Annotated in this window: 11 protein-coding genes and 3 pseudogenes; 10 read left to right on the forward strand and 4 right to left on the reverse strand. The window is 72.5% G+C overall.

Going from position 1 to position 15,546, the window contains the following annotated elements:
• Positions 1-6 precede the first annotated feature (6 nt).
• Complete coding sequence (locus tag AB0O11_RS11485) at positions 7-804, reverse strand: inositol monophosphatase family protein (RefSeq protein ID WP_363384719.1); 798 nt, start codon at positions 802-804, stop codon at positions 7-9.
• Positions 805-1,140: 336 nt separating this feature from the next.
• On the opposite strand from AB0O11_RS11485, the pseudogene AB0O11_RS11490 reads away from it, so the two are divergent.
• Positions 1,141-1,554: pseudogene (locus AB0O11_RS11490) on the forward strand (VOC family protein).
• 106 nt (positions 1,555-1,660) lie between these two features.
• Here AB0O11_RS11490 and AB0O11_RS11495 read toward each other — a convergent pair.
• Positions 1,661-1,930, reverse strand: a pseudogene (locus AB0O11_RS11495) (DUF6191 domain-containing protein); the annotation flags it as partial.
• Positions 1,931-2,057: 127 nt separating this feature from the next.
• Between AB0O11_RS11495 and AB0O11_RS11500 the strand changes: the two are divergent.
• The 6 genes and pseudogenes from AB0O11_RS11500 to AB0O11_RS11525 all read left to right on the forward strand — a co-directional run bounded on the left by AB0O11_RS11500 (position 2,058) and on the right by AB0O11_RS11525 (position 9,881).
• Entirely contained in the window at positions 2,058-2,819 is a 762-nt protein-coding gene (locus tag AB0O11_RS11500) for a dienelactone hydrolase family protein (RefSeq protein WP_363384722.1), read from the forward strand.
• Between the two features lie 151 nt (positions 2,820-2,970).
• Entirely contained in the window at positions 2,971-3,897 is a 927-nt protein-coding gene (locus AB0O11_RS11505) for an alpha/beta hydrolase (protein WP_363384343.1), read from the forward strand.
• Positions 3,898-4,008: 111 nt separating this feature from the next.
• Positions 4,009-6,003, forward strand: a complete 1,995-nt coding sequence (locus AB0O11_RS11510) for a serine/threonine-protein kinase (protein ID WP_363384346.1) — start codon at positions 4,009-4,011, stop codon at positions 6,001-6,003.
• Between the two features lie 89 nt (positions 6,004-6,092).
• Positions 6,093-6,437, forward strand: a pseudogene (locus AB0O11_RS11515) (GNAT family protein); the annotation flags it as partial.
• A 481-nt stretch (positions 6,438-6,918) separates the two neighbouring features.
• Positions 6,919-8,556 (forward strand): M4 family metallopeptidase, encoded by a 1,638-nt coding sequence (locus tag AB0O11_RS11520; protein WP_363384349.1) that lies wholly within the window; start codon positions 6,919-6,921, stop codon positions 8,554-8,556.
• A 392-nt stretch (positions 8,557-8,948) separates the two neighbouring features.
• The gene (locus AB0O11_RS11525; RefSeq protein WP_363384352.1) at positions 8,949-9,881 is read left to right on the forward strand and encodes a CPBP family intramembrane glutamic endopeptidase; all 933 of its coding nucleotides are present in this window, start codon (positions 8,949-8,951) and stop codon (positions 9,879-9,881) included.
• A 126-nt stretch (positions 9,882-10,007) separates the two neighbouring features.
• Here the strand turns inward: AB0O11_RS11525 and AB0O11_RS11530 are convergent, their stop codons facing one another.
• Together AB0O11_RS11530 and AB0O11_RS11535 are read right to left on the reverse strand one after the other, a co-directional pair.
• Positions 10,008-11,000 (reverse strand): iron-siderophore ABC transporter substrate-binding protein, encoded by a 993-nt coding sequence (locus AB0O11_RS11530; RefSeq protein ID WP_363384355.1) that lies wholly within the window; start codon positions 10,998-11,000, stop codon positions 10,008-10,010.
• A gap of 59 nt (positions 11,001-11,059) precedes the next feature.
• A complete protein-coding gene (locus AB0O11_RS11535) occupies positions 11,060-11,836 on the reverse strand; it encodes a MerR family transcriptional regulator (RefSeq protein ID WP_363384358.1) in 777 nt (258 codons plus the stop codon).
• A gap of 213 nt (positions 11,837-12,049) precedes the next feature.
• Here AB0O11_RS11535 and AB0O11_RS11540 point away from each other — a divergent pair, with 213 nt between their 5' ends.
• Genes AB0O11_RS11540 through AB0O11_RS11550 form a run of 3 tightly spaced genes read left to right on the forward strand, consistent with a single transcriptional unit; the run spans position 12,050 to position 15,503 of the window.
• The gene (locus tag AB0O11_RS11540) at positions 12,050-13,621 is read left to right on the forward strand and encodes an NAD(P)/FAD-dependent oxidoreductase (RefSeq protein WP_363384360.1); all 1,572 of its coding nucleotides are present in this window, start codon (positions 12,050-12,052) and stop codon (positions 13,619-13,621) included.
• Positions 13,618-14,601, forward strand: a complete 984-nt coding sequence (locus tag AB0O11_RS11545; protein WP_363384362.1) for an alpha/beta hydrolase — start codon at positions 13,618-13,620, stop codon at positions 14,599-14,601. The genes AB0O11_RS11540 and AB0O11_RS11545 overlap by 4 nt, the downstream gene beginning before the upstream one ends.
• Complete coding sequence (locus AB0O11_RS11550; RefSeq protein WP_363384364.1) at positions 14,598-15,503, forward strand: SDR family oxidoreductase; 906 nt, start codon at positions 14,598-14,600, stop codon at positions 15,501-15,503. The genes AB0O11_RS11545 and AB0O11_RS11550 overlap by 4 nt, the downstream gene beginning before the upstream one ends.
• Positions 15,504-15,546 lie beyond the last annotated feature (43 nt).

The following is a 15,546-nucleotide window of genomic DNA, read 5'->3' on the forward strand; positions in this document are numbered from 1 at the left end:
CCGGGGTCAGTCGCCCAGGAGGATCGACCGGGTGAGCTCCCAGGTGTCGGGGTCGGCGGCGACCAGGAGACCGTCCTCGCAGCCGGGGGCCTCCGGGCGGTAGGGGGCGCCGTCCAGGCGGGCGGAGACGCCGCCGGCCTCGGTGACCAGCAGGGAACCGGGGGCGTGGTCCCAGGGGAGGGTGCGCCAGTAGAGGATGAAGTCGAAGCGGCCCTCGATGACGTCCGGGTACTCGATCCCGGCGGCGTGCCGGCCGGGGGAGATCTCGCCGAAGGCCGCGATGTTGTCCTGGAGCCGGCGGCGGTGCTCGTCGTCGAGGTAGCGGCTCTTGACCGAGCCGCGCAGCTTCGCGGCGTCCTTCGGCGCCGGGGGGCGGGTCAGGCGTACACCGTCGCGCCAGGCGCCGGAGCCCAGTTCGGCGCAGTAGGTGGTGGCGGTGGCGGGCTGCCAGATCCAGGAGGCGACGGTCCGGCCGGAGCGGACCAGGGAGCACATCACGGCGTACTCGGGTCGGCCGGCGACGAAGTTGGCGGTGCCGTCCACCGGGTCGACCAGCCAGACGGCGGGCTCGTCGTGGAGGGCCCGGGCGAGCGACGGGTCGGCGGCGACCGCCTCCTCGCCGACCACGGGGACGGGCAGCAGCTCGTGCAGCCGGCGGGCGATGATCGCCTCGGCCTCGCGGTCGGCGACAGTCACGACCTCGCCGGGAGCCTTCTCCATCACCTCGCCGGCGGCCAGCGCCCGGAAGCGCGGCTCCACCGCCTCGGCCGACGCCTCGGCGAGTATCTCCGCCACCTTGTCCATCAGCACTTTCGCGCTCCCTTCGCTGCAACCACTCTCCCACGAGTGGAGTAAGGGGGCGGCGGCGGACCGGGTGGTGGACGGTGGGTGCACGGCCGGAGGCGGACGATCGACGGCGGGCGGCGAACGGGGTTCAGCCGACGGATTTCAGATGACGGCCAACAGCCGACAGATGACAGATTTCGAAATCTGTCATCTGTTATCTGTCATCTGTCAGTGCCTCCGTCGCCGCCATGGCCGTCCGGCTCGCGGACCTCCGGCGAGGAGCGCCTGCGACGGATCTGACGGCCGGTCCACAGCCCAGCCGCACAGCATGGTTCGCCGTCAGTGGCATCGGCTATGGTCGCCAGCGTGATCGATTCCACCATGCGGGTCCGGATCGCCCGCCCCTCACGCGACCTCGCGGCGGCCGAGCGCTTCTACGTCGACGGCCTCGGCCTCGCCGTGCAGTGGCGCAGCACCGAGCGGGTGTCCGGCAAGCACGACCTGCTGATGGTCGGCCCGCCCGGCGGCAGCTGGCACTTCGAGCTGACGCACGACCCTGAGCGGCCGCTGGAGCCCACCCCGACGGTGGACGACCTGTTCGTGGTCTAACTCGGCGTTCCGGTCGGCGAAGCCCTGGTCGCCCGGCTGGAAGAGGCCGGCGGCACTCGGGTCGAGGCCCACAACCCGTATTGGGACGAGTGCGGCGTGACGGTCGCCGACCCGGACGGCTACCGGCTGGTCCTCTATTCCCGCACCTGGGGCGCCTGAACGCCCGTCTCCCGGGGCGCCTGACCAGCCGTACCCGTTCGGATTCCCGTGCGCGGCGCGGGTCCGGGCGCCCGCCCCCCCCGGCCCCGCCGGGCAGCACCGCCACACCCTGGTCCAGGTCCACGCCGAGGTGCGGCGGCGCTCCGGCCTGCGCGTCGTCCCGCTGCGCGAGCTGCTCCCGCTTCTGCTCGACCTGCACCTGCTTGCCGGGGCTGAACAGCGCGTGCAGCTCCTCCAGCCCGCCGACGCCCGTCCCGGCCCCGGGTCCGCGTCCTCGCGGCCGCGACGAGGACTCGCCCCAGACCTGCCACGCCGCCAGCAGCACGAGCCCCAGCACCGCCGCGACCGCCGCCGCCACACCCGCGATCAACCCCATGCCCGCTCAACGCGGCCGCGGGGCCGCGGCGTTCCCTCCGGGCGAAACATGGGCGCACGGTGGCGAAAGCGCCTGGGCGGCGGGCCCACCGGATACGCTGCCGGACGAACCGGAAGGAGCGCCCCTCATCATGCCCGTGCGCGGAACCCTCGTGGACATCCCGACGGCGGACGGCACCGCCGACGCCTACCTCGCCCACCCCGACGACGACCGGGCCCACCCGGGCGTCATCATCTACACGGACGCCTTCGGGCTCCGACCGCACATGGAGAGCATGGCCGACCGCCTGGCCGCGGCCGGATACACCGTGCTCGTCCCCAACCTCTACTACCGCAACGGTCGCGCGCCGGTCGTCGAACTGCCGGAGCTCATCGACGTGGACCAGGCCGGCGAACTCTTCGCCCGGCTCGTCCCGTTGCTCAACACCCTCACCCCGGAGGTGACCGCCCGCGACGCGGACGCGTACCTGCGCTGGCTCGCCGAGTCCCCGCTGGTCCAGGACGGCCCGGTCGGCCTGACCGGATACTGCCGCGGGGCCCTGCTGGCGCTGCGCACGGCCGCCAGCCACCCGGACCGGATCGCCGTCGCGGCGGGATTCCACGGCGGCAGCCTCGCCACCGAGAGCCCGGACAGCCCGCACCTGGGCGCCGACCGGATCACCGCCGAGCTGTACTTCGGTCACGCGGACGAGGACCCCTCGCTCCCGCCCGAGCAGATCGACCGGCTCGCCGCGGCCCTCACCGCTGCCGGCGTCCGGTACCGGGCGGAGGTCTACGCCGGCGCCCTGCACGGTTACACCCAGGCCGACACCAGCCGCTACGACGCGGCGGCCACCGAGCGACACTGGGAGGCGCTGCTCGGTGTGCTGAAGCGGGTCCTGCCGACCTGAGGCCGACCTGTCGGCCGATCGGCGGACCGGCGGACCGGCGGACCGATTCTCCTGTCGACCGGCTGACCAGACACCTGATCGGCCGGTCGCAGGCCGTTCCTGGCCAGGGCCGGGCGAACGGGGGCGAACGACGGATTCAGGGGGAACGCACGTGAACACCAGTCGGGGCGGGCGGGGGAAACCGGACGGGCCGGGCCTGCGGGGCGTCCAGGAGGCCATCGCGCGGGCGCTCGGCGAGCACCTGCCAGGCGGCGTTCGCACCGGTGAACTGGACTGCGGCGGGCGGGCGTTGCGCTGGTCGGAAGCAGGCCAGGGAGGTGTCGCCCCGGTGGTGCTGATCGCAGGCTCCGGAACGTCGGTGCTCACCTGGTCGAATGTCCTGCCCGAACTCGCCCGGTACGGATGGGTCGTGGCATACGACCGGGCCGGGATCGGCGCCAGCGAGCCGGACCGGTCCGCCGCCCCGACACTGGACGGCCAGCTCGCCGACCTGGCCGCCCTCGTGCAGCGGCTGGACGCGGGGCCGGCCCTCCTGGTCGGGCACAGCTGGGGTGCCCAGCTGGCCCAACTCCTCGCCTGGCAGCGGCCGGAGGCGGTGGCCGGGCTGGTGCTGGTGGACCCGGCACACGAGGAGTTCCAGCCGCAGAGCATCCGGATCGCCGAGGCCGTGCTGAATCGGCTGTGGCTGTACCGGGCCGCGCTGGCGCCGACGTCGCCCGGACCGGCAGAGGTGCTCGACCGGGCCGGGGCGGCCGTGATCGCGCACCGGCACCAGCGGCGGACCATCCTCGCCGAGCAGCGGCTGACCGCCGCCGCCGTCCCCGAGATCCGACGGCGCCGAGCCGTGGCGCCGCCGCCCGAGGTGCCGCTGGTGGTCCTGAGCGCGACCCAGGGGCTGCCCAGGGCGATGCGCGTCCGCTGGACCGCACTGCAGAGGGGCATCGCGACGAACGCCGTCCGGGGAACGCACGGCTCGGTCCACGGCGCCGGTCACGCCATCCAGGCCGACCGGCCCCAGGCGGTCGTCGCGGCCGTCCGAGAAGTAGCGGACCGCGTCCGATACTTCCTCAAAGACTGACAACTCATGCCCAATTCCTTTTCGGAACTGCACTGCTGAGCCCGCGACACGCTCTGGCACACTGTGTGCCGACGACTCGCCGGGGCGGGTCACGACACGGGGGAGCAGGGTATGAGCGGGGCGGGCACCGTGCTCGGCGGGCGGTACGAGCTGGTCGAGAAAATCGGCGGCGGCGCCATGGGCTCGGTCTGGAAGGCCGAGGACACCGTGCTGGCGCGGCAGGTCGCGGTCAAGATCCTGCGCTCGGAGCTGCTGGAGGACGACACCTCCGCCCAGCGCTTCCGCCGCGAGGCCCAGCTGGTCGCCGCCGTCGACCACCCCGGCGTGGTGGGCGTCCACGACTACGGCGAGAGCGGCGGGGACGGCGAGGAGCGCTGCGCCTACATCGTCATGGAGCTGATCGACGGCCGCCCGCTGGACCGGGTGCTCAAGGACACCGGCCCGATGACCGTCGAGCGCACCCTCGGCCTGGTGGCCGGCGCCCTGGACGCGCTGCACGCCGCGCACCAGCGGGAGATCGTGCACCGGGACATCAAGCCGTCCAACCTGATGGTGCGCGTCGACGGGCGGGTGGCCATCACCGACTTCGGCATCGCCCGGGCCCTCGCCAGCACCAAGCTCACCGCCCCGTTCGCGATCATCGGCACCGCGCTCTACATGTCCCCGGAGCAGGCCGAGGGCGCGAACCTCGGGCCGGCCACCGACCTCTACTCGATCGGCGTGGTCTGCTACGAGCTGCTGGTCGGCGAGCCGCCGTACTCCGGCGACGGGCCGCTCCAGATCGCGCTCAAGCACGTCAACCAGCCGGTGCCGGAACTGCCGGACACCTTCCCGGCGCCGGTGCGGGCGCTGGTCGCCCGGTCGCTCGCCAAGAAACCCGAGGAACGGTACGCGGACGCCGCCGAGATGGCGGCGGCGGCCCGTGCGGCGCTCGCGGGGGAGGGCGTCGCGCGAGGCGAGCAGGCGGCCGGGAGGGCCGGGGTGGCCGACAGCCGGACCATCGCGCTCCGGCCCGGTGCCGGTGGGGCGGCCGAGGGCGGCGTGGCGGAGCCGGTCAAGGGCGGTGCCGCGGTGGGCCAGGCCAAGGACGGTGCCGTCGAGCCGGCCCAGGCGGGGGCCGTGGTGGCGCCCGCCGCGGGCGGCGCACCGGCACCGGCCGAGGTTGCGAAGGTGGAGCCGCAGGCGTCGACCGAACCCGGCCGCCGGCGGTCGTGGCGCACTCTGCTGGTGCCCATCGTCATCCCCGTCGTCATCTCGATGGGCACGGCGACCGTCCTGCTGGTCGACCGCGGTTCCGGCGGCTCCGACGCCCGGCCGCCCGCTGTCCAGCCGACCGTGGTGGTCACCGGCCCCGTGAATCCGGGCACCGCCGCCTCGGTTGCCACCACCACGCCCGCCACCCCGGCGCCGACCGACACCCCGGCGGCCACTGCGGGCCCCGACCAGCCGACGCCCGGCGCGGCTCAGAACCAGCCGCCGGTTCCGGTACCGGTCCCGGACCCGGCCGCAGGTCAGGGCGGCACCGGTAGCGGCGGCTCGGGCGGCAGCCGGACCGGTGGTGCGGGCACGGCTGCGGGCGGGTCGTCGGGCGGTCAGGCGAGCCAGTCCGGCGGCGGCAACCCGCCCAACCCGCCCGCCAATCAGAACCCGCAGCCCCCGGCCACAAGCGGTACCGGCAATACCCCACAAGGTTCGAATAGGCCGCCGTCCTGTGAGGGAAGCAGCTGGACCAACATCGTCAGCGTGAAGGACGGCCGTACGATCGGGATGCGTGACGACAACCTGAACGGCGACAACCCGATCGTGGTCGGCGGTCACGCGCAGTACGGCTGGGTGCGCTCGACCAACCCCGGCTCGTGGATCCTCTTCAACGCCTGCAACAACGGCGGCCCGCTGATGGTCCAGACCATGGACGGGAAGGTGGTCCTGAACAGCGGGTTCAGCTTCCTCACCAACTGGACGGTCCGAACCGGAAGTTCGGCGGGTTCGTACACCCTGGGCGACTACCAGAACCAGAGCTGCATGACCAACAACGGCCCCGGCAACGCGGTCACCATGGTCACCTGCACCCCCGGCAACACCGCCCAGGAGTGGCGGCTCCAGTAAGGGAACCCGTGGGGCGGGCGAGGCCTGAGGGCGGAGAGCGTCCGAGGGGTGACAATCGCAGCGCGGGGTGCGGGTGGCCTGGGAGGCTGCAGGGGAGCGGGCTGAACACCGAGGCCGAGCACCTGCTGTTCCGGCACGCCTTCGGGGCGTGGGGCGTGGCCAGGACCGACCTCAAGACCGATGCCCGCAAGGGCCGTTCGCGGGCGGCGATCGCGAAGGCCGGGACGACCTTCGAGGGCGTGCTGCGGAACTGGTCGCGGTCCTGGGCGCCGGGGGAGGTGGGGAGGCTGCGGGACTCGGCGGTCTTCTCGATCACAGACGAGGAATGGCCGTTCTGCGGGGCCGTCCTGCCGGGCCGTCCTGTCGGGCCGGCCTGGAGCGGCGGCTCGCCGAGCTGCGCTCCGGGAGGTTGCGGTGACGGCGCCGGCGGCTGACTAGCAGACACCTTCCCGTTGAGCAAGGGGATTCGGGTGGCGGAACCTCGCCACCCTGGTGTCAAGGAACCGTATGGAGTCTTCTACACGCATGTAAAAGTCGATCGAGGGCCGGCCGGTCCCGCAGGTCGAATCGGCGTTCGGTGGCCGAGCGTCCGTCAGTGCAGGCGGTCGGCCGTCGTTCGGGTTGGAAGCCCTTGGTGGGATGTGGTGAATCGCCCCGGTTCGGCCGCGGATTGGGAGCCCTTTACCCAGTGGCGGGACCCGGCCAATCGCTGATGCAGACCTGTCAATGCACCTGCTGGATTGTCATGCTTCTGTTCACCCCCGGCGGTAGCCCCACCCCCACCCCCTGGTGGCGAGCCGCTCGACTGCGCGGGGTTCTCGCACGTCAGTGCCCGTTCCGCCCCACAGGTGCCGACCCGGCTCCCGGGACGTGGTGCGACCGCGTCCAGACGCGGTTTCCCGGAAGGACTCGTACGTGAAGCGTAAGCTCGCGGCCGTCGCCGTACTCTCGGCCACGGCCCTGTTGACCGGTGTGATCCAGGTGAGCACCGCCGCCCAGGCCGCTCCCACCCCCTCGCTGCAGGCCCAGGCCGCCCAGCAGCACGCGACCGTGCTCAAGCTGGCGGCCGGCCAGGCCGGACCGCTGGCCAAGGCGCTCAAGCTCGGCGACAAGGAGCAGCTGGTCGCCAAGGACGCCGCGGTGGACAAGGACGGCACCCGCCACCTGCGCTTCGAGCGCACCTACGGGGGCCTGCCGGTGATCGGCGGCGACCTGATCGTCCACCAGAAGGCCGACGGCTCGGTGAAGGCGGTCGACAAGGCGGTCGCCGCACGGATCGCGCTGCCGAGCCTGACCCCGGAGATCGCCGCCGACCGGGCCGGAGCGCAGGTCGCCGAGTCGGTCAAAGCCACCGTCGGGGCGACCACCGACGCGGACGAGTCGCCGCTCACCGAGGTCCACGGGGCCGGCCAGGCCGAGCTGGTGGTCTGGGCCGTCGACGGCACTCCCCGTCTGGCGTACCGCACCACGGTCACGGGGCTGCGCGCCGACGGCACCCCGAGCCGGCAGGTCCTGGTCACCGACGCCGCCGACGGCCGGATCCTCGCCAGCCACGAGACCATCCAGACCGCGGCGGGCACCGGCAACGGCATCTTCGTCGGCCAGGTCCCGCTGACCACCACCCAGAGCGGCTCGGAGTACCGGCTGCAGGACGCGAGCCGCGGCGGTCAGTCCACCAGCGACCTCAACAACGGCACCGACGGGACCGGCTCGCTCTTCGCCAACACCAGCAACAGCTTCGGCGACGGAACCGTCAACAGCCGCGAATCCGCCGCCGTGGATGCCCAGTTCGGTGCCGCCACCACCTGGGACTTCTACAAGAACACCTTCGGGCGCAGCGGCATCCGCAACGACGGCGTCGGCGCGCTGAGCCGGGTGCACTACGGTTCCAACTACGTCAACGCCTTCTGGGACGACAGCTGCTTCTGCATGTCGTACGGCGACGGCAGCAACAACACCGCGCCGCTCACCGAGATCGACGTGGCCGGCCACGAGATGAGCCACGGCGTCACCGCCGCGACCGCCAACCTCAACTACGCGGGCGAGTCCGGCGGCCTCAACGAGGCCACCTCGGACATCATGGGCACGATGGTCGAGTGGTACGCCAACCTGCCCTCCAACCCGCCGAACTACTGGATCGGCGAGCTGATCAACCTGCGCGGCGACGGCAGCCCGCTGCGCTACATGGACCAGCCGAGCAAGGACGGCGCCTCGGCGGACTACTGGGACGCGAACGTCGGCAACCTGGACGTCCACTACTCGTCCGGGGTGGCGAACCACTTCTTCTACCTGCTGTCCGAGGGCAGCGGCGCGAAGACGATCAACGGGTTCAGCTACAACAGCCCGACGTACGACAACTCCACGCTCGCGGGCATCGGCCGGGACAAGGCCGCGCAGATCTGGTACCGCGCGCTGACCACCTACTTCACCTCCACCACCGACTACGCGGGCGCCCGTGCGGGCACCCTCAGCGCGGCGGCGGACCTGTACGGTTCGGGCAGCGCGGAGTACAGCGCGGTCGCCGCCACCTGGACGGCCGTCAACGTCAACTGACCCTGTTCCAGGGAGGCTTCGGGTGTGATCCAGGCCCGGAGCCGAACCGGCCCGGGCCTGAACCGATCAGGCCCGGCCCGGAGCGCGTCGAGGCCCCGCCGGGCCGTGGGTGCCGGCCGGCGGGAGAGTACGGCGGGGGCGACGGTGAGCGGACCACCGTCGCCCCCGCCGTGTGACGCCTGACGATACGTCAAATTCCCGTCTCTTGCAGCTTCCGTTCCGATCCGTGGCGCAGGGGGCGGCGGGTGGGCAGGGCGCGGGGCGCGAAGTAGCACCTCCGGTCGGTCTCCGTACACCCAGAAAACTCGACCATCGGGCGGTAGTGGACAACTCCATTGACCGGCAGTGAACGTGGTTCCAGGGCGAACCCCCTGGTCCGTAGCGTCCTCGGCATGACGCTACTGACGCAAACCCCGCCGAGCGCCGTCCGGCGGCGCGGCCTGCTGGTCTACCTGGTGCTCGCCTACGCCGGGATGTGGGCGGCCATGGCGCCGCTGCTCGCCGACGGCTACCAGCGCGCCGACGCCCGGGAGGAGGTCGGCACCCTGGAGCAGCTCTGCATCGGGGCCGCCATGCTGGCCCCGGCGCTGGCGGCGCTGCTCGTGGTCCGCGTCGTCGAGCGCGGCGGCGGAGTGCGGGAGTCGCTCGCGCTGTGCTGGCCCCGGCCCCGGGCCCGCGCGGTTCGGGCCTGTCTGCTGCCGCTCGGGGTGCTCGGCGGACTGACGGCCGTGACGCTGGCGCTCGGTGCGCTGGTGGGCAGCTACCCGTTCGCCGGCTTCGGCTCGCTGGACGCGGGGCGGGTCGGATCGTGGGCGGTTCAGGGGTTGATCGGGATGATGCTCTCGCTGCCACTGTTCTTCGGCGAGGAGATCGGCTGGCAGGGCTTCCTCTTTCCGCGGCTGCTCAAGGTCGGCGGGGGCTCCGGCGGTCCGGGCGGCGGCACGGCGGCGCTCGTCCGGGCGTACCTGCTCACGGGGACGGCCTTCGCGCTCTGGCACCTGCCGACGCTGCTGATGGGCGGCCAGTACCCGGGGCGGCCCTGGTACGTGTCGGTGCCCGCGCTGACGGTGAGCTGCGTGCTCGTTCTGCCGGTCTTCACCTGGCTGAGGCTGCGCTCGGGGTCGGTGGTCCCGGCGGTGCTGGCGCACGCCTTCACGAGCAGCATGAGCGTGTCGATGGTCCGGGAGTTCGCCGACCCGAATGCCGACCTGGACCCGCTCACCATGTCGCTGGCCGGCTGGCCCGGCTGGATCGTCCTCGGCGGGTTCGTTGCGTTCCTCGCGTTCACCGGGCGCCTGCGGCCGGGCCGGTACGGGCGGGGGTGACGGGAGGGGCGACGGGTGGCGGATGGCAGGTGACGGATTTCAGATGACAGATTTCATCATCTGTCATCTGTCATCTGTCATCTGTCATCTGTCATCTGAAATCCGTCGGCCGTCGCCTGTCGGCCGTCACCCGGCTGTCGGCGCCAGGTCCTTGCGGATCTCGCCCAGGATCAGCCCGGCTCCCGTGTAGCCGATGCCGAGCATCCACAGGTTGTCGTCCACCCGGAACACCCGCCCACTGCGGACGGCATCCAGGTTCTTCCATAGCGCTCCCTCGGTGATCTTCCCCTGGTCGGACTTGGCCGCGTCCCCGTACACCGAGTAGAAGATGACGTCGGCCGCCGCCTGGTCCACCTGCTCGGGGCTGATCTCCGTCGAGAAGCCGGGCTTGTCCTGGTTGGCGGGCCGGCCGAGCCCGAGGTCCTTGAACAGCGAGCCGACGAAGGTGTCGTTCAGGTAGAGCCGGGTCGGCGCACCCGCCAGGAAGCGGGCCATCTCGACCCGGGTGGCCGTCGCTCTGGCCGGACCGCCGAGCGCGGTGACCAGGTCCCGCAGCTCGGCCCGGTACGCCGCGTCCGCCGCATCGGCCTCGGCCTGGCGGCCCAGCGCCTCGGCATGCAGCCGGACGTTCTCCTTCCAGGTCGGCCCGGTGGTCCTGGAGAGCACCGTCGGCGCGATCTTCGACAGTTCGTCGTACCGCTTGTCGTCGCGGACCTGGTTGCTCAGGATGAGGTCCGGCCGCAGTGCTGCGATCGCCTCCAGGCTGGGCTGGCCGATGGCCCCGACGGGCTTCGTCCCAGCCAGTCGTTCGGCGGGCAGGTGCGCGGGGAAGGCGGCGCCCGCGGCGACGGTCGTGGCGCCGACCGGGCTGAGGCCGAGCGTGACCACCGAATCCAGTGCGTCGGTGTCCAGGGCCACCACCCGGCTCGCCCGTGCCGGCACGGTGGTCTCGCCGCGAGCGTGCCGGACCGTGCGGGTGCCGCCGGAGCCGGACGAACCGGGGCCGGACGGATCGGAGCCGGACGCCGAGGAGCCCGACCCGCACGCGGCGAGCGCGAGGCCCGGGGCAAGTCCTGCGGCGAGACCGAGAGCGGCACGGCGGCTGAGCGGTCGGGTCATCGGCGGCACCTCCAGCGTCCGGGCAGGGCGCGGGAATCCCTGCCCGCACAGCGGCCCGGCTACGCCTCGGAACCGTTCTCCCGTCGCTGGCGCAGGAGTTCGACGTACTCGACATGCACCCGCCGGTCCATCGCGAGGGTGAACTGGGCGTCCGCGACCGTGCGCGCCAGCGGCCGCACCCGCAGGATGCGCTCGGTGAGCCGGGCCGCCTCGCCGGGCGGTAGCGGGGTGTCGGCGGTCAGCGCGCTGAGCAGGTGCTCGCTGACCACCTCGATGAAGATCTCGGCGATGGCGTCCACGTGCTCCTGGGTGCGCCGGCTGGCCTCCAGCACCGCCGAGAGCGGCACCCCCTCCGCCACCAGTTCCGTGGTGGCGTCCATCAGCCGGCGGCTGACGTGGGTGATGCCGTCCTCCGAGACGGTGATGTAGCCCTGGGCGATCGACTCGGCGGTGTTCTCCTCGGTGAGCTGGTCACCGAAGGCGGTCTTCAGCTCGTCCCAGTCCAGGCGCACGGGGGTCTCGTCGGACCACGGCGCGACGATCGCCGCCTCCAGCCCGATCAGCTCGGCGACGTCCCTCCCGCTCTCGCCGGCGCCGATCAGCTCGGCGATGCCGCCCAGGGTGTGGCCGCGTTCGAGGAGTTCGCCGATCATCCGCAGCCGGGCGAGGTGCTCCTCGCCGTACCAGGCGATGCGGCCCTCCTTGCGGGGCGGCTGAAGCAGTTTGCGCTCGCGGTAGAAGCGCAGGGTGCGGGTGGTGATGCCGGCGGCCTCGGCCAGTTCCTCCACCCGGTACTCGCGTTTTCTGTCGCCCGCAGCAGCTCTGACCTTGTCCACGGCGATCAGCATAGGACTGCCGGCCCGGAAGGCTCCCCGAACCGGAGCCGTCGTGCTTCTTCCATTCCGGTGTCGGCAAGGGCTACCCTGCCAATCATGCCAGTGATTACTGGCGCGATTGGCAGGGTCCCGGAGGCGAGTCCCCGGGAGGTTCCGGGGCGCGGGCCCCGGGAGAGCGCGACGAGCACCGTCCCACCCTCAGGAGGTTGCCGCATGGCATCCAGCAGCAAGAGCCCCCGCTCCGGCGCGTCCGCAGCGACCGACACCGCCGCTGCGCAGGAGCCCGTCCCGCACGTCCGGGTGGCGGTGATCGGCTCCGGCTTCGGCGGCCTCGGCGCCGCGGTGCGACTGCGACGTGCCGGGATCACCGACTTCGTGGTCCTGGAGCGGGCGGACTCCGTCGGCGGCACCTGGCGCGACAACAGCTACCCCGGCTGCGCCTGCGACGTGCCCTCGCACCTCTACTCCTTCTCCTTCGCGCCCAACCCCGACTGGCCGCGCAGCTTCTCCGGCCAGCCGGACATCCGCGCCTACCTGGAGAAGGTCGCCACCGTCTTCGGTCTCCGCCCCCACCTGCGCTTCAACACCGAAGTGCTGGAAGCCCGGTGGGAGAGCGAGCAGACTCGCTGGTGGATCACCACCTCGGCCGGTCAGTGGACCGCCGACGCCATCGTCTCCGCCGCCGGACCGCTCGCCGACCCGCAGATCCCCGACCTGCCCGGACTGAGCGGCTTCCCCGGCAAGGTGTTCCACTCCTCCCGCTGGGACCACGACTTCGACCTGACCGGCAAGCGCGTCGCGATGGTCGGCACCGGCGCCTCCGCCGCCCAGATCATCCCGTCGATCCAGCCCAAGGTCGGCAAGCTGACGGTCTTCCAGCGCACCCCGGCCTGGGTGCTGCCGCGCCGCGACCGCGAGATCACCCAGCTGGAGAAGTGGCTGCACGGCCGCCTGCCGGTCACCGCGAAGATCCGCCGCGGCACCCTGTTCGCTCTCCGGGAGATCCAGGTGGACGCGTTCGTGCGCCGCCCCGGCCTGCTGCGCCTGGTCCAGCAGCTCGCCGAACGCCACATCGCCCAGGGCGTCCCCGACCCGGCGCTGCGCGCCAGGCTCACCCCGGACTACCGGATCGGCTGCAAGCGCATCCTGCTCAGCAACACCTACTACCCGGCGCTCGCGGCGGCCAACACCGAGGTCGTCTCCTCCGGTCTGCGCGAACTGCGCGGCTCCACGCTGGTTGCGGCCGACGGCAGCGAGCACGAGGTGGACGCCATCGTCTTCGGCACCGGCTTCCACGTCACCGACATGCCCATCGGCGCCAGGGTGTTCGGCGTCAACGGCACCAGCCTGGCGGAGGAGTGGAAGGACGGCATGGAGGCGCTGCGCGGCTCGACCGTGCACGGCTTCCCGAACCTCTTCTTCGTCATCGGGCCCAACACCGGCCTCGGCAACAGTTCGATGATCCTGATGATCGAGTCCCAACTGAACTACATGATCGATGCGTTGACCACCCTCGGCTCGATCGGTGCCACCGCGATGCAGCCCACCGTGCGCGCGCAGCGGCAGTGGAACCTCGAACTTCAGCACCGGATGGACCGCACCGTCTGGACCACCGGCGGCTGCCTCAGCTGGTACCTCGACCCGAACGGCAAGAACACCGTGCTCTGGCCCGGTTCCACCACCTCGTTCCGCCGGGCCACCCGCAAGGTCGACCTCGGTGAGTACGAGCTGATCATGCGTGCCGCGCCGGCTGCCGCCCGCACCGTCCAGGAGGTCTCCGCGTGAACGGCGTTCACCTGCCTGAGGAGTACGAACCTCCCGTTCCGGTGGAGGAGTTGAGCGTCCGGTCGGCGGACGGCATCCGGCTGCACGCCGAGGTGCACGGCCAGCCCGGCGCGCCCACCGTGGTGCTCGCGCACGGCTGGACCTGCTCGACCGCCTTCTGGGCCCCGGTGATCCGCCGGCTCGCCGACCGCTACCGGGTGGTGGCCTACGACCAGCGCGGCCACGGGCACAGCGAGGTCCCGCCGAGCCGGGCCCGCTACTCGACCCGGGCGCTGGCCGAGGACCTGTCCGCCGTGCTCGCGCGCACCGTTCCGGCGGGCGAGCGAGCCGTGCTGGCCGGGCACAGCATGGGCGGGATGACCATCATGGCGGCCGGTGGCCGCCCCGAGGTCGCCGAGCGCACCGCCGCGGCCGTCCTGATCTCCACCGGGCCCGGCGACCTGGTGGCCGAACTCACCGTCCTGCCGCCGGCCGTGCGCTCCCGGGGCCTGCGGCGATTCCTGCACCGGCAGCTGCTGCGCTCCCGGATGCCGCTCGGGCCGGTCTCGCCGTTCAGCCGGGTGGCGCTCAAGTACGCGACCATGGGGGCGAGTTCGCCCACCGGACAGGTCGAGGCGACGGCCCGGATCGTGCATGCCTGCCCGACCACCGTCCGCGCCAACTGGGCCGCGGTGCTGGACCGGCTGGACGTCCATGCCGGGCTCGCCCGGCTCGCCGCGCCCACGGCGGTGGTGGTCGGCACCGACGACCGGCTGACGCCACCGGTGCACGCCCACCGGATCGTCGCCGAACTCCAGGACTCACAAGGGTTGTTGCTGCTGCCCGGGGTCGGCCACATGTCTCCGCTGGAGCGTCCGGCGGAGGTCGCCGCCGAGATCCACCGGATGGCCTCCGCGTACCTGACGGCCGCGCCCGCGGCCTCTCCCGCGCCCGCCGGCGCTGTTCCCGCTTCCGTCGACGAGAGGACCGCCGTCGCATGAACGCCATCCCGCCGTTGTCCGCGCAGGTCGTCGTCGTCACCGGGGCCGCGCGCGGCGTCGGCGCGTCGCTGGCCCGCAAGCTCGCCCGGTGCGGGGCCAAGGTGGCCCTGCTGGGGCTGGAACCGGAGGAGCTGAAGGCCGTCGCCGCGCAGTGCGGCCCGTCCGCGACCAGCTGGGAGGTGGACGTCACCGACCTCGACGCGCTCGAGGACACCGCCCGGCGGATCAAGGAGCACTACGGGCGGATCGACACCGTCGTCGCCAATGCCGGGATCGCCATCGGTGGGCCGCTGACCGACAGCGACCACAAGGCGTTCAGCCGGGTCATCGAGGTCAACCTGCTCGGCAGTGTAGCCACCGCGCGGGCCTTCCTGCCGGCGCTCGCCGAGAGCCGCGGGTACCTGCTCCAAATCGCCTCGCTCGCAGCGCTGACCCCCGCGCCGCTGATGAGCGCGTACTGCGCCAGCAAGTCCGGGGTGGAGGCGTTCGCCCACTCTATCCGCGCCGAGGTCGCCTACCGGGGGATCAAGGTCGGTGTCGGGTACCTGAGTTGGACCGACACGGACATGGTGCGCGGGGCCGACCAGGACGCCGTGCTGAAGCAGATGCGTTCCAGGCTGCCCTGGCCGGCGAACAAGACGTATCCGCTGGAGCCCGCGGTGAACCGGATCGTCGCGGGGATCGCCCGCCGGTCCGCCCACGTCTACGCGCAGGCCTGGCTGCGCGGGATGCAGCCGGTCCGCTGGCTGCTGCCGAGCCTGATAGCGGCGGTCGGCTCCCGGGACGTGGCCCGGATCGCCCCCCAGCTCGCCGCCACTGCCGCGAGCCGCCTGCGCGCCGTCGGCGCCGGGGGTGCGGCGGACACGGCGGTCCGGGGGAGCCGGAGCGGGACGGGTGACTGACGGCCGGTGGCTGGCGGTTGACGGCGGACGGCGGACGGTCGAC

It is taken from the genome of Kitasatospora sp. NPDC093102, from assembly GCF_040683915.1.
GTDB lineage: Bacteria > Actinomycetota > Actinomycetes > Streptomycetales > Streptomycetaceae > Kitasatospora.